Source organism: Mizugakiibacter sediminis (assembly GCF_000953855.2).
Classification (GTDB): Bacteria; Pseudomonadota; Gammaproteobacteria; order Xanthomonadales; family Rhodanobacteraceae; genus Mizugakiibacter; species Mizugakiibacter sediminis.
This window is the reverse complement of sequence record NZ_DF970168.1, coordinates 1-13,767: the sequence shown is the minus strand read 5'-3', so window position 1 is coordinate 13,767 and position 13,767 is coordinate 1. Positions and strand designations below refer to the sequence as shown.

Sequence of the window (13,767 nt, the reverse complement as noted above, 5' to 3'; positions counted from 1 at the left end):
GGCGTGCGCCGGTTGGCGGAATCGCGCGCCGAAGCGCGGCGCTACGGGCGCTCGAGGATCGCCGCCACGCCCATGCCGCCGGCGGTGCAGATCGAGACGAGGCCGCGACCGGAGCCCTTCTGCTCCAGCAGCTTGGCCAGCGTGGCGACGATGCGCGCGCCGGTGGCGGCGAACGGATGGCCGACCGCCAGCGAGGAGCCGTGCACGTTCAATTTGGCCGGGTCGATCGCGCCCAGCGGCTGGTCCTTGCCCAGCCGGTTCCTGCAGTAATCCGCCGACTCCCACGCGCGCAGCGTGCACAGCACCTGCGCGGCGAAGGCTTCGTGGATCTCGTAGAAATCGAAGTCCTGCAGGGTCAGGCCGGCCGCGTCGAGCATGCGCGAGACGGCGACGGTCGGCGCCATCAGCAGGCCCTCGCCGCGCACGAAATCGACCGCGGCGACCTTGGCGTGGGTGAGGTAGGCCTGCACCTTCAGCCCGCGCGCCGCCGCCCAGTCCTCGCTGGCCAGCAGCACCGCGGCGGCGCCGTCGGACAGGCCGGTGGAGTTGCCGGCGGTCAGCGTGCCGTGGCCGGAGGTCTTGTCGAACGCCGGCTTCAGCGCGGCGAGTTTCTCCATCGAGGTGTCGGGGCGCAGGAAGCCGTCGCGCTCAAGCCCGCGGAACGGCACCAGCAGGTCCTTGAAGAAACCGGCCGCGTACGCCGCCGCCAGCTTCTGGTGACTGGAGAGCGCCAGCGCGTCCTGCGCCTCGCGGGTGATCTTCCACTCGCGCGCCATCAGCTCGCAGTGCTCGCCCATCGACTTGTGCGTGCGCGGCTCGGCGACGCCAGGGAAATGCGGTTTCAGCTCGCGCCACGAGAAGCCCGACACCGCCGCCTTCAGCTTGTCCTGCCAGGTCTTCGCGCGGTTCACCGCCAGCAGGCGCTGCTGCAGCGCGCGGCTGTAGACGATCGGCACGTCGCTGGTGGTGTCGCTGCCGCCGGCGATGCCGGCCTCGATCTGCCCGCTGGCGATCTTGTTGGCGATGATGATCGCGTTGTCCAGCGAGGTGCCGCAGGCGCGCGCGGTGGTGATGCCGGGCGTGGTCGGCGCCAGCCCCGAGGACAGCAGCGCTTCGCGCGCCAGGTTCCAGTCCGAGCTGTGCTTGATCACCGCGCCGAACGCGACCTCGCCCAGCTCGAGGCCGTGCAGGCCGAAGCGCTCCACCAGCGTGCCGAGCACCTTCACCGACATGCCGAAGTTGCCGACGTCGGCGTAGGCGGTGTTGTTGCGGCAGAACGGGATGCGCACGCCTCCCAACACCGCGACGCGCTTCAGGCCTGGCAGCATGGACGCGATCCTCGCAAATGAGGCAAGGCTAGCGCGCGCGGCGGCGGCGCGGAAGCCCGAAGGGGCGCGGCTGCTAAAATCGCTTTCTTTTTCCCAGCGCGGCCGCGGTTTCGCCGCCACCCGGAGCCCCGCATGTCCAGCGAAACCGTCGCCTGTCCCGCCGTGCTCGCCCTCGAGTTCATGCCGGGCGAGAAGCCGCCGCGGCTGACCTTCGGCCGCGACGAGGCCGATGCGCTGGCGGCGTACATCGCCGACGACCTGCGCGCGCTGCTGCCCGGGGTCGCGCAGACGCGGCTGGTGCTGGCCGGCGCGCTGTTCGACGCGGTCGAGCTGCTGCGTCCCCGCTTCCCGGTGTGGGCGGCGCTGGACACGCTGGCCGCGCGCGCGCCGCGCGCGGACGAAGCGCACGTGCTCGCCTTCGGCGCGCACGAGGGCCGCATGCCGGCCGCGGCGCTGACGCCCGATGCCGCCTACGCGGAGGCGCCGATGCGCTACCTGCCGTGGTCGCTGCAGGCGCCGCCCGAACTGGCGCAGCGGCTCGGCGAGGCGATGGAGACGGAACTGATCGCCAAGGGCCAGGCCGGCGAGCGCACCGCCGATCTGGCGATGCGCCTGCTCGGCGTGCGCCTCGAGCACGCGCGCTACCTGACGCGCCACGATCTCTTGGCGATCACCTGCGTGCAATACGAGCACGCCACGCTGGCCGCGCTGTGGGAGCTGATCGAGGTCGCGCTGCTCAGTCCGGCGCGGCGCCACGAGGCGATGTCGGCGCGCGGCGTCACCTATCGTTACGCCGACGGCGCGATCGAAGCGCCGCTGCCGAGCTTCGAGCGCTGGTACGCCGCCGCCGGGCAGGGCATCGACGCCGGCGAGCGCGCGTACGCCTGGGCCGGCAGCCTGTTCGAGCTGCGCCAGTCGGCCGCGCTGCTGGCCGCGCACCACCTGCCGCTGCGCATCGGCGGCGAGACGCCGCGCGACGGCTACGTGATCGAACCGCTGGCCGCGGCGCGCGCCGAACTGGGAGCGCCGACGCTGCACGCGCACGAGGCGCCCGGCCTCGGCGTGGTCGCGGTCAGCGTGGCGCAGGCCGCGCCCGGCGGCACGCACCTGCTCGCGCACGGCTATCCGCTGACGCGCGCCGCGCTCGGCGCGCTGTGCGAGGCGCTGGCGCTGCGCTATGGTGCCGCGCCGCACCTGCAGCGGCTCGGCCGCATCGTGCTCGACGCGGACGCGCGCGCGCTGGCCGTGCCGTCGACCGCCGCCACCCACTAGCGCCGACCGGGTTCGCCGCTCAGCGCAGCAGCGCCTCGTACATGTAGTAGTGGCAGCGCTGCATGCCGAGGCCGCTGTACGTCGCCTGCGCGCGTGCGTTCTCGGTTTCGACGTACAGACGCAGGCCGCAGACGTCGCCGCGCACGCGCGCGCGGCGTTCGACCTCGGCGTACAGCGCGCGGAACACGCCGAAGCGGCGCGCGGGCATGGCCACGTACACGCTCTGGATCCACCAGAAGTCGCCGTCGCGCCAGTCGCTCCACTCGTGCGTGACCAGCAGGCAGCCGACCGGCTCGCCGTTGCGCTCGGCGACCAGGTAGAAACCGCGCGCCGGCTCGTCGAACACGCGCGTCACGCCGCGCGTCAGCACCGCCGGGTCCAGCGTCTTGCCCTCGGTCTCGCGCGCCATCGCGGCGTTCCACTCGACCAGGCGGGGAATGTCGGCGCGCGCGGCGTCGCGGATGCGGATCGTGTCCATGCTCGTCCTCTCAAGGTTTGCGCGGCGCGCGGCGCCGCGAGGCGCCGAGCTTGCGGGTGAGCGTGTTGCGGCCCAAGCCGAGCGCGGCCGCGGCGTGCTGGCGGTGGCCGTGGTGCGCGGCCAGCGCGGCGTCCAGCAGCACGCGCTCGAGCATCGCGCGGGCGCGCGCGTGCAGGTCGTGCGCGCCGCGCGCCAGTTCGGCGTCGGCCCAGGCGCGCAGCGCGTCGCTCCAGTCGCTGCCCGCCGCGCTCGCCGGCGCGCCGCCCTGCAGGATGTCCTCGGCCAGCACCGTGCCGCCCGGCGCGATCACCGCCATGCGCCGGCACAGGTTTTCCAACTGGCGCACGTTGCCGGGCAGGTCCAGCGCGGCCAGCGCCTTCAGCGCGGCCGGCGCGAAGCGCTTTTCCGGCAGTTTCAGCTCGCGCGCGGCGGCGGCGAGAAAATGCTTCGCCAGCAGCGGGATGTCCTCGCGGCGCTCGCGCAGCGCCGGCAGGCGGATGCGCACCACGTCGAGGCGGTGCAGCAGGTCGGCGCGGAATTCGCCGCGCGCCACCTTGGCGTCGAGGTCCTGGTGCGTCGCCGCGATCACGCGCACGTCGGCGCGCAGCAGCTCGCGGCCGCCGACGCGGTAGAACTCGCCGCCGGCCAGCACCCGCAGCAGGCGCGTCTGCAGCGCCAGCGGCATGTCGCCGATCTCGTCGAGGAACAGCGTGCCGCCCTCGGCCTGCTCGAAGCGGCCGTGATGGCGGCGCGCGGCGCCGGTGAAGGCGCCGGCCTCGTGGCCGAACAGCTCCGATTCCAGCAGCTCGGCGGGAATCGCCGCGGTGTTCAGGGCGACGAACGGGCGTTCGCGGCGCGCGCTCTCGCGGTGCAGCGCGCGCGCCACCAGCTCCTTGCCGGTGCCGGTCTCGCCGACGATCAGCACGGAGAGATCGCTGGCGGCGACGCGGCCGATCAGGCGGAACACCTCGCGCATCGGCGCGCTCTCGCCGAGCAGCGCGGCCGGCGTCTCCTCGCCGCGTGGCGCCGCCGGCGCGGCGGCCGCGCTGTCCAGCGCGCGGCGCACCGCGGCCAGCGCCTGGTCGAGGTCGAACGGCTTGGCGAGGTAGTCGAACGCGCCGGCGCGGTAGGCGGCGGCGGTGCTGCCGACGTCGGTGTAGGCGCTCATCACGATCACCGGCAGCGCCGGCAGCTCGCGCTTGACGCGCGCCAGCAGGGCGAGGCCATCGCCGTCGGGCAGGCGCACGTCGGTCAGCAGCAGCGCGGGCGCCGCGCGCGCCAGCGCGCGCGCGGCGTCGTCGACCGCGGCGAATTCGCGCACCGCGTAGCCGGCCTCGCGCAGCGCCGCGGCCAGCACGAAGCGCACGCCGCGGTCGTCGTCGAGCACGAAGATTTCGGGAGCGCTCGGCGCGTTCATGGCGTGGACTCTTCGGCGATGTCGACGGGCAGGCGCAGCACGAAACAGGTGAGGCCGTTGCGGCGCTGGTGCTCGAGCTCGCCGCCGTGCTCGCGCGCGATCTCGCGCGCCAGCGCCAGGCCGAGCCCGCTGCCTTCGGCGCGGCCGGATACCAGCGGCAGGAACAGCGTCTGCTCCAGCGCGGCCGGCACGCCGGCGCCGTCGTCCTCGACCTCGACGCGCAGCCAGCGCCGCGCCGATCCGCCGCGCACGCCGGCCTCGGCGCGCGTGCGCAGCACGAGGCGCGCCGCGCCGGCCTCGACCGCGTTGCGGCCGAGGTTCAGCAGCAATTGCAGCAGGCGGTCGGCGTCGCCGCGCACCGCCGGCAGGCTGGGGTCGTAGTCGCGCACGATGGCGAGGTCGGCGCGCTCGGCGCCGAGCAGGGCGGCGAGGCGGTCGAGCAGGCCGTGCAGGTTGACGCTGGCCGGCGCCAGCGCGCCGCGCGCGCCCAGCAGGCGCTCGGTCAGCGCGGCGAGGCGGCCGGCTTCGGTGAGGATCAGCTCGGCCAGCGCGCGCTGCGCCGGCTCCTCCAGCTTGCGCAGCAGCAACTGCGCCGCGCCCGAGACGCCGGCCAGCGGATTGCGCACCTCGTGCGCGAAACCGCGCAGCGACTCCGACAGCCGCGGCGCTTCCGCCTGCGCCGGCGCGGCCGGCTGCGCCTCCAGCAGCAGGCCCTGCGGCAGCGGGTTGAAACAGAAATCGAGGCGCACCTCCGCGCCCGGCGCCGCACACACCGCCAGGTCGCGCACGCGCAGCAACCGGCGTTCGTCCAGCGCGCGCCGCGCCAGCGCCACCAGCGCCGGTTCCGCCGGCGCCAGCACTTGCAGGGGCTTCCCCACCAGCCGCGCCGCGCCCACTCCCACCAGCTCGCCCAACCCCGGATTCACCCGCCGCAGGATCAACCCCGCGTCCAGCCAGGCCACGCCGGTGGCGAGCTGGTCCAGCAGGGGCGTCGCGTCGATGGGGCCATGCGGGTGCATTGCACCATCATAGTGCGTAGCGAGGCGCTTCGGCAGTTCTATCCGGTCTCTCTGCTAGCGGTGCTTAGCCGGGCTGTGGCATCCGCGGGTCGTCTGACTGACCTCCGTTCCCAATGGAGCGCAATTCCAATGACGTCTCAGCGGCCAAACACACCGTTCGCAACAAATTCCAATATGTGTGGTAGTGCACTTTATCGATGGCATGCTATAAATCCAGACAGCACCGGTGCAAGGTTAATGCAACGGATTATCCTCAGGGGAAGACATGGACGTACTCGCGCGTGCTCGCGGCGCCGCCGTGGCGCTGTGCATTTCCATCGTGGTGTTTGTGGCGGGAGCGACACAGCTTCCTGAGCCTGCACTCGCATCTTCGGCACTTTCGCCCGAGGCGGTACGTAAGGTCTCCGATCTCTGGGTGGTCGACGATCATCGATTGTTGCGTTTGCCATTGTCGGGCGTAAGCGCAGAACCACAGGTGATCGCAACAATCGACTCACCGCTCGCATTAGCATCCGACGATCTGGACGGGCTGGTGTGGGTGCTGCAGAAGCGGCACCTGATCGCCGTCGATAACGTGGGCGCGACGCTTGCCGATATCGACCTATCCACGCAGCTCGCCGCAATCAAAACGGCGCAAATCTCCGTCGATGCGGCAAACGAACGAGTGTGGGTGGCGACTGAGAAGACCCTCCTGCTCGTTGATTTCGACGGCCGCGTGCTGAAACGCATGGAGATGCAGCAGGCGATCCGGGCGTTCGCGTTCGATGAGGCACAAGCGCTCGCATGGGTCGCGACAGGCAATCGCATGATTGCCTACGACATGCATGGCGCCATCGAGCATGCTTGGAGCCTCGACACGCCTGCCGTCGCAATTGCTCCGGACTCGGGCGCGCTTTGGACGACCGACGCTGCCGCGATCCGTCGCTACGACGAGGAGGGGCGCCTTCTGCTGTCCGCCTCGACAGGGGGCGTCGACCCGCGCCACCTGACGACCGACGGCGCGGGAGGCGTGTGGGCGGTCGGCCTGACCGCCGCAGAGCACGTCGATGCGCACGGTTTCTTGCTCCAGCAGGTGCGACCGGCTGCGTTCGGTGCAGCGCGCCCTGACGCGCAGGCGGACACGATCGTCGCCGCGGTGGTGGACCGCGCCCTAGGAGGGGTGTGGTTGATCGGCCACCGCCAAGTGGTACGACTCGGCGACGACGGCCTCGAGCACCTGTGGTTCGACATCCAGCAATGGCCGCAAGTGCACGTGATTGTTCAGGTCGCGCCGCACGGGCGAGCGGAGGAAACCACCACTACGGTGCGGGAATGGCAGGGATCAGCTCGTTCCGCACAGAGTGCGACGAGCGTAGTCGCCCCGGAGGCGCAAGCGTCGACACGAGAAGCTGCGCCGACATCGGCCTCCGCGAAAGCCGTACCGGAAACGCCCACCGATGCTGCGTGCGGCGTCTCGGGGTTGGCGTGCGGGAAGACAGCCGCCGTGTCGCAACACGAAGCTCGCGCGCTGTGGGTCACGGCGCGACACGACGTGTACAAGATCGCGCCTGACACCGGCGTCGCCACCGATCTGGACGTACTCGAGCATCCGCGGGCGCTGGCTGTCGATAGCCAGCGCGACGAAGTCTGGGCGTACCGCCACCACACGCTGGTCGCCTTCGATGCGACGGGCGCGCAACGCGTCAAGGTGGAGCTACCGCGCGGAAGCGAAGACGACGATCAGCCCGTGTTGGCCGTGGATGGGGCGTCCGGCGTCGTGTGGCTCGGCCTTGGGCACACCTTGCATCGCTTCGACCGTCAAGGGCAACGGCAGGCGAGTTATCCGCTCAACCATGAAGTCCGTGCGCTCGCGCTCGATACGCATCGGATGTGGCTGTGGGTGGCCGAAAATCGCGCACTGGTCGCGTATGACGCGACAGGGGGCGTGCAGTTCAGCCAGGCCCTCAAACGCAGGCCGGAGGCGATGACGTATGACGCGAAGCTCGATCAGCTCTGGCTCGTCTTCGACCACACCCTGACGCGGCTGAAGGCGGACGGCAGCGTGGCTGTCGAGACCAGGCTCGACGGCGATATCGAAGCAATCGTGTCTGACGGGGCTGGAGGGCTATGGGCGATTGGCGATCGTGCGCTCGCCCACTTCGATGGCGCCGCCAAGCTGCAATTCGCGTTGAGGCCGTTTGAGGCGGCCGACGGGAAAGGGCGCTCCCACAGCGACGACAGTGGCCTGCTCGCACAGATTTCCCAGGAATGGGACGGCTGGTGGCACGGCCACGGTGACGACGACAAGCTCGTCGGACTCGCCGCCGATCCGTTGAATCACAGCGTCTGGGTCGCCGGTCGCCGCTATCTGGCGCAGATCGCCATCGATGGGCAGCGACGCCAGCAGCTCGACAGTCGTACATGGGCGTCCATGGATACCAACGCCCGCCGGCAGGATGACGACGATCACGGCCGCCACGAAGGCGAGAATGACGGCATTCACCAGATCGCCCTCTACGTCGACACCGTACCGCCGGCCGTGACTTTGACCGCACCTGCCGACGGCACCTATACCAACCAGAACCGGCCGACGCTCGCCCTGCACTACGCTGACGTCGGCTCCGGCGTGGATCCGGCCAGTATTGCGATTACCAGCGATGGCGTTGCCATCGCAGTGGCCTGCCAGGCAGGCGACGACGGCGCGCAGTGCACTTTGATTAACCCTCTCGCGGACGGCGCCCATGCGTTGGGCGTGACGGTGAAGGACTACGCGGGCAATGCGTCACCCGCCGCAATCGCGCACGTCACCGTGGACACGGTGCCGCCGACCATCACGCTGTCATCGCCCACCACGACGCTGACCAATCAAGCCAGCCTCGAGCTCGCCGGCACGCTCAGCGAAATTTCCAGCCTGACTGTCAACGAAGCGCCGGTGACGGTCGACGGCTCGCAGCGCTTCAGCCTGCCGATTGTGCTGAAGGAAGGAAGCAACACCTACACGCTCCTGGCCATCGATCGGGCGAACAACACGACAACGAAGGTAGTCACGATCACCCTGGATACGGTGCCTCCGGCGCAGCCGAATCTTGGTCTGATCGTCGTGACTGGTCCCGACGGTGGCAAGGTCACGATCACTGGCAAACCCGGCAGCGTCGAGGCGGGTTCGACGATCGTGCTGACGGACACTCTTACAGGTGCAACCGTCTCGGTGACGGCTGCCGCCGACGGCAGTTTCTCCGCGACTCTGGCCGCCGGCGCGTCGGATCCCATTTCGGTCTGGATCGAGGACGGCGCCGGCAATATCACCAAGGCATCGGCCACCATCGAGGCAAGCCATCTGCCACCCGATCCGGCCACGGTAGCGCCCAAGTCGCTACCCACGATCGCCGCGCAGTTCCAGGACCAGGTCGGCTTCCTCTACAGCGGGCCGCAGCCGATCCAGACCGGCGTAGCACCCGGTACGATTCATCCGCTGCATGTCGCCGTTGCGCGTGGCGCGGTGCGCGACCGCACCAACCAACCGCTCGCAGGCGTCACCATCACGGTGCTGGGCCATCCGGAATATGGCCAGACGCTGACCCGTGCCGACGGCCAATACGATCTTGCGGTCAACGGCGGCGGGAGCGTTGTGCTGAGCTTCGCGAAGCAGGGTTATTTGACGATCCAGCGCACCGTCGATGTGGCATGGCACGATTTCACCATCGTCGACCCGCTGGTCATGATCGCGCCCGACCCTGTCGCCACGTCGGTGACGTTTGGCAGCGACGCCACGCAGGTGGCACAGGGTAGCGTGCAGGTCGACGATGCCGGGAGCCGCCAGGCGACCGTGTTGATTCCGTCTGGCACCACGGCTACGGCTGTGATGCCGGACGGAACCACGAAGACCGTCACCGCCGCGCACGTGCGCGCGACAGAGTTCACGGTTGGAGCCCTTGGTCCATCGGCCATGCCGGCGGCGCTGCCGCCGACATCGGCCTATACCTACGCGGTCGATCTCAGCCTCGACGAAGCGCAGGCTGCGGGAGCAACGACCGTGCAGTTCAGCCGTCCGTTGCCGGTGTATGTCAACAACTTCCTGGGCTTCGCTCCCGGGGCGCGCGTACCGGCCGGCTACTACGATCCGCAAGCCGGAGCCTGGAAAGGCGCGCTCGACGGCGTGGTGGTGAAGTTGCTCGGCCTTGACGCGACGGGCCTTGCGCAACTCGATCTCGACGGCACCGGAGCGCCCGCGACGGCTCTCACGCTCGGCATGTACGGCATCGACAACGCCGAACTGGCCGCCATCGCGACGACCTTCACTCCCGGCCAGAGCTTCTGGCGCATCCCCGTCAGCCACTTCACCGCCTGGGATTTCAACCTCGGCTACAACCCGCAGGCGGGCTACCTCATGCCGCCGCCGGCACAGCCCAAGCCGAAGTCAAACATGCCCCAGCGCGACACGCGGGACAACCACGACTGCTCCGGTTGCGAAATCGACGCGGAGAACCAGCGTGTCGGTGAAACCATACCCATCGTAGGCACGCCGTACGCTCTCCATTACGAGAGCAGCTCGCCGACGAGCCTCGATGAACGAACCCTCACCTTCCCGGTGACAACCGCCACACCTCCGGCTGGGGTGGGGAGTCTGCTGTCGTCGATCGCAGTCACGGTCGACATCGCCGGTCGCCATGTCGAGCAGACCTTTGATCCGACACTTTCCGGACAAAGCTTCAATTGGACCTGGGACGGCCTCAATGCTTATGGGCAGCGGGTCTATGGCCCGACTCCGGCGACGATCGTAGTTGCCTACGTGTACAAGGCGTCCTATGGCGCGTTCATTGGCGGAACGCCCGGAGCTGGTTCGCATTTTGGAATGCCCGGCAACGCGGTGATGACGGGATTCGCGCACAACGGCGATCGCGTTGCAGCCGCGCGGCGTTGGACCGAGGTGCTGTCCCCGGGCGTCGAATCGCCCCTGGGTGCCGATCGCTGGAGTTTGAATGTAGTCCACGCGTACGACAGCTTCCGACACATTCTCTATCAGGGCGACGGCACGATTCGGTCTGCGCAGGATTACGGCGAAGGAGGCATGGCCACCAATTTTGCCGGCCAAGGCGGTAACCACATTGGCGCGGGTGGCGACGGCGGGCCTGCGACTCAGGCGACGCTGTGGGATCCCGCAGTGGTGAAGGTCGCTCCCGACGGGACAGTTTACATCTGGGATAGCGCGGAAGGCTGTATCCGTAAGGTCGATGTGGCAGGAATCATTTCCACATTTGCCGGGAAGTGCGGGCTGGTCGGAAACAGCTCCTTCTCCACGACGCCTATATCGGCAACATCAACGCGGCTTCGTATCGACTTCATGGCGACGGCCCCGGACGGGAGCCTCTACATCAATGCCCAGAACGGCATGGTTCGCATCACGCCCGACGGCATGGGCGTCTTGGTTGCAGGTGGCGGCACTAAGCCTCTTGTAGACGGGCAGTCATCGATGGGGATGTACATCAATGGCCTATTCGTCGTTTCCGAAGATGGATCCATCTATTTCAGTAATGGCAACAATCATTATGGCGTCCAAGGGCTATGGAAAATCGATCCTGCGGGTGTACTTCATTTCGTGCTTGGCGGAGGATTTGACTACGGCATAGGTGGGCTTGCCTTTGCCAACAGTGGAGACGTTGTGTTTGGCGACTCCACTGCATTGCTGGGAGAGATCAAGGAACTAACCCCCCAAGGCCGCCTGCTCAAGCTGGCGGGATATGGGCCCAACGGGGGACCCCACGTATCGCCGAATCCAACGCTCGGGCTGGGGACCTACATCCCCCAGACGGACGGCTTGGCGCGGGGGCCGGATGGGTCGATCTATCAATCAGGCTACGGCCAGATCATCCGGCTCGACTCGCGCGGATGGGTAAGCTGTGTCGTGGGATGTTCCAGCATCAGGTACAACGGCAACCCTCCTTTCCCTGCAGGCGGACTGCCGGCACAGTCTGTGCGGGAGAGCACGTGCTGTCAGTTCAACGCTTTTGATGTCGGACCGGATGGCTCGATCTACCTGCCAGAGCTGTACGACGCGCGTGTCATTCGAATAGCGCCGGCCTTGCCGCAGTTGAGCCTCGGCGATGTGTTCGTTGCGTCCGAAGGCGGGCGGCAGCTCTACGTCTTCAACCCGCGCGGCCAGCACATCAAGACGCTGGATGCGATCACCGGCAATTCGATCTACACGTTCGAGTACGACGCATCAGGCTTGCTTGCGAGTCTGACGGACGCCGAGGGCCGAACCACCACCATTGCGCGCGACGCGAACGGCAAGCCGCTCTCCATCACCGCGCCGGACGGCCAAACGACGACGCTGGGCGTTGACGATCATCTGCATCTGACGTCGGTGACCGATCCGGCGAAGCACGCCTATTCGATGGTGTACGACACGGTGAGCGGTCAGCTCACCAGCTTCACCGATCCGCGCGGTAACGCCGATCAGTACGTCTACGACGCCAACGGCTTTCTGAGCAAGAACGTCAACGCCATCGGCGGCGGCTGGACGCTGGCGCGCACGGGCGCTACCGATCAGTCCGGCGACTACACGGTCGCCATGACTTCGGCCATGGGCCGCACCAACACCTTTGCGGTTTCCACCCGGAGTGATGGCAGCAACCTCGATCTGGCCACCGCGCCGGACGGTACCACTTCGTCGTTGGTCATCACGCAAGGCGGACAGCGCATCACCACCGCCGCTGACGGCACCGTCACCACGGTGACCGAGTCGGCCGACCCGCGCTTCGGCATGCAAGCGCCCACGGCGGGCAACGTGACGATCAAGACGCCCAGCGGTCTCACCTGGAGCGGTGGAGAGGCACGAAGCGTCACCTTGCAGACGCCCAGCAACCTGCTCAGTCTGTCGTCGCTTCGGGAAATCTTCACGGCCAACGGCAAGACGACGACCCGCGACTACGATCCCGTCAGCCGCAGCTGGACGACAACCTCGGCTGCCGGCCGCACGGCCACGACGACCGTCGATGAGCTGGATCGACCCGTGAAGATTGCCGTCGCCGGCGTGGCACCGGTTGCGATGGCCTACGATGCCGCCGGGCGACTGCTGAGCGCCAGCGTCAGCGATGGTACGGCCACACGCACCACGACTTACGCTTATTACGCCGATGGTCCTGCCAAGGGCTGGCTGCAATCGGTCACCGATCCGCTCGGCCGCACCGTGTCGTACCAGTACGACGCCGCAGGCCGGGTGACGCGGAAGACCTTGCCCGACGGCGCCGTCATCGACTTCGGCTACGACGCCAACGGCAACCTGACGTCGCTCACCCCGCCCGGCCGTCCCGCGCACGGCTTCACCTACACGCCGGTGGACCAGACCGAGAGCTACACGCCGCCCGCGGTGGCAGACGTCGGCGCACCGGCAACGCAGTACCAGTACAACAAGGATCGTCAGATCACCCAGATCACACGCCCGGATGGCGCTGTCGTCAGTTTTGGCTACGACGCCGGCGGGCGGCTGAGTACGCTGACCACACCGACGGGCAGCTACCAGTACGGCTATGCCGCGAAGACGGGTCAACTGAGTTCGATCCTGGCGCCGGGCAACGAAGCGCTTGCCTACACGTGGGACGGTTTCCTTCCGACGGGGGTCACCTGGAGTGGGACGATCACCGGCAGCGTCACGCGCAGCTACGACGCCAATTTCCGCGTCGTCAGCCTGGCAGTGAACGGTCAGGGCGTCGCCTACGGCTACGACGACGATGGCCTGCTGACCGCGGCGGGCGATCTGTCCGTGACGCGCGACGCCGGCAATGGCCGCATCATTGCCACCGCGCAAGGAGCGGTGCAGACCGCGCAGACCTACACCGGTTTCGGTGAGCTCGCGACGCTGACCGCAGCCAACGCCGGCACATCGCTGTACGACGTCACGTACACCCGGGACGCCGTCGGCCGCATCACTCGACGCGAAGAGACGGTAGCGGGCGCGCATCACGCCTATGACTACACCTACGACGCCCAGGGGCGCTTGGCGGATGTGAAGCAGGATGGGGTGGATCTCGGCGCCTATGGCTACGACGCCAACGGCAACCGCGTATCCATCGGCGGACAGACCGTGGCGCGGTACGACGACCAGGACCGCCTGCTGGCCTGGGGCGACGCCACTTACACGTACACGGCCAATGGCGAACTCGCCAGCAAGACCACGGCGATCGGCACGACGCGCTACACCTACGACGTGCTCGGCAACCTGCGCGGGGTGCGGCAGCCGGACGGCACCGATCTCCAGTACGTGATCGACGGCCA

The 13,767-nt window shown here is 68.5% G+C and carries 6 protein-coding genes; 2 read left to right on the top strand and 4 right to left on the bottom strand.

Annotated elements, in window-relative coordinates; genetic code table 11:
• Positions 1-41 precede the first annotated feature (41 nt).
• Positions 42-1,328 (bottom strand): acetyl-CoA C-acetyltransferase, encoded by a 1,287-nt coding sequence (locus tag MBSD_RS05065; protein WP_062535680.1) that lies wholly within the window; start codon positions 1,326-1,328, stop codon positions 42-44.
• 132 nt (positions 1,329-1,460) lie between these two features.
• Between MBSD_RS05065 and MBSD_RS05060 the strand changes: the two genes are divergently transcribed.
• Positions 1,461-2,600 carry a hypothetical protein gene (locus MBSD_RS05060; RefSeq protein ID WP_062535678.1) on the top strand — a complete coding sequence of 380 codons (1,140 nt, stop codon included), beginning with the start codon at positions 1,461-1,463 and terminating at the stop codon, positions 2,598-2,600.
• Positions 2,601-2,619: 19 nt separating this feature from the next.
• Here the strand turns inward: MBSD_RS05060 and MBSD_RS05055 are convergent, their stop codons facing one another.
• From MBSD_RS05055 to MBSD_RS05045, 3 genes are read right to left on the bottom strand one after another with little or no spacing between them, the layout of a single operon-like run.
• Positions 2,620-3,078, bottom strand: coding sequence for a GNAT family N-acetyltransferase (locus MBSD_RS05055; protein ID WP_062535676.1), 459 nt, complete (start codon positions 3,076-3,078; stop codon positions 2,620-2,622).
• A 10-nt stretch (positions 3,079-3,088) separates the two neighbouring features.
• Positions 3,089-4,495: a nitrogen regulation protein NR(I) gene (ntrC, locus tag MBSD_RS05050; RefSeq protein WP_062535673.1), complete on the bottom strand. Its 1,407-nt coding sequence runs from the start codon at positions 4,493-4,495 to the stop codon at positions 3,089-3,091.
• Positions 4,492-5,514: a two-component system sensor histidine kinase NtrB gene (locus MBSD_RS05045; protein ID WP_062535671.1), complete on the bottom strand. Its 1,023-nt coding sequence runs from the start codon at positions 5,512-5,514 to the stop codon at positions 4,492-4,494. Before MBSD_RS05045 ends, ntrC begins: the two co-directional genes overlap by 4 nt.
• 265 nt (positions 5,515-5,779) lie before the next feature.
• Here MBSD_RS05045 and MBSD_RS05040 point away from each other — a divergent pair.
• On the top strand, positions 5,780-13,767 hold a 7,988-nt coding region (locus MBSD_RS05040), incomplete at its 3' end, for an NHL domain-containing protein (RefSeq protein WP_148667808.1).

Excerpts from the sequence above, each read along its gene's own strand:
- ntrC (WP_062535673.1), bottom strand. The coding sequence starts at position 4,495 with ATGAACGCGCCGAGCGCTCCCGAAATCTTCGTGCTCGACGACGACCGC.
- MBSD_RS05060 (WP_062535678.1), top strand. The coding sequence starts at position 1,461 with ATGTCCAGCGAAACCGTCGCCTGTCCCGCCGTGCTCGCCCTCGAGTTC.
- MBSD_RS05045 (WP_062535671.1), bottom strand. The coding sequence starts at position 5,514 with ATGCACCCGCATGGCCCCATCGACGCGACGCCCCTGCTGGACCAGCTC.
- MBSD_RS05065 (WP_062535680.1), bottom strand. The coding sequence starts at position 1,328 with ATGCTGCCAGGCCTGAAGCGCGTCGCGGTGTTGGGAGGCGTGCGCATC.
- MBSD_RS05055 (WP_062535676.1), bottom strand. The coding sequence starts at position 3,078 with ATGGACACGATCCGCATCCGCGACGCCGCGCGCGCCGACATTCCCCGC.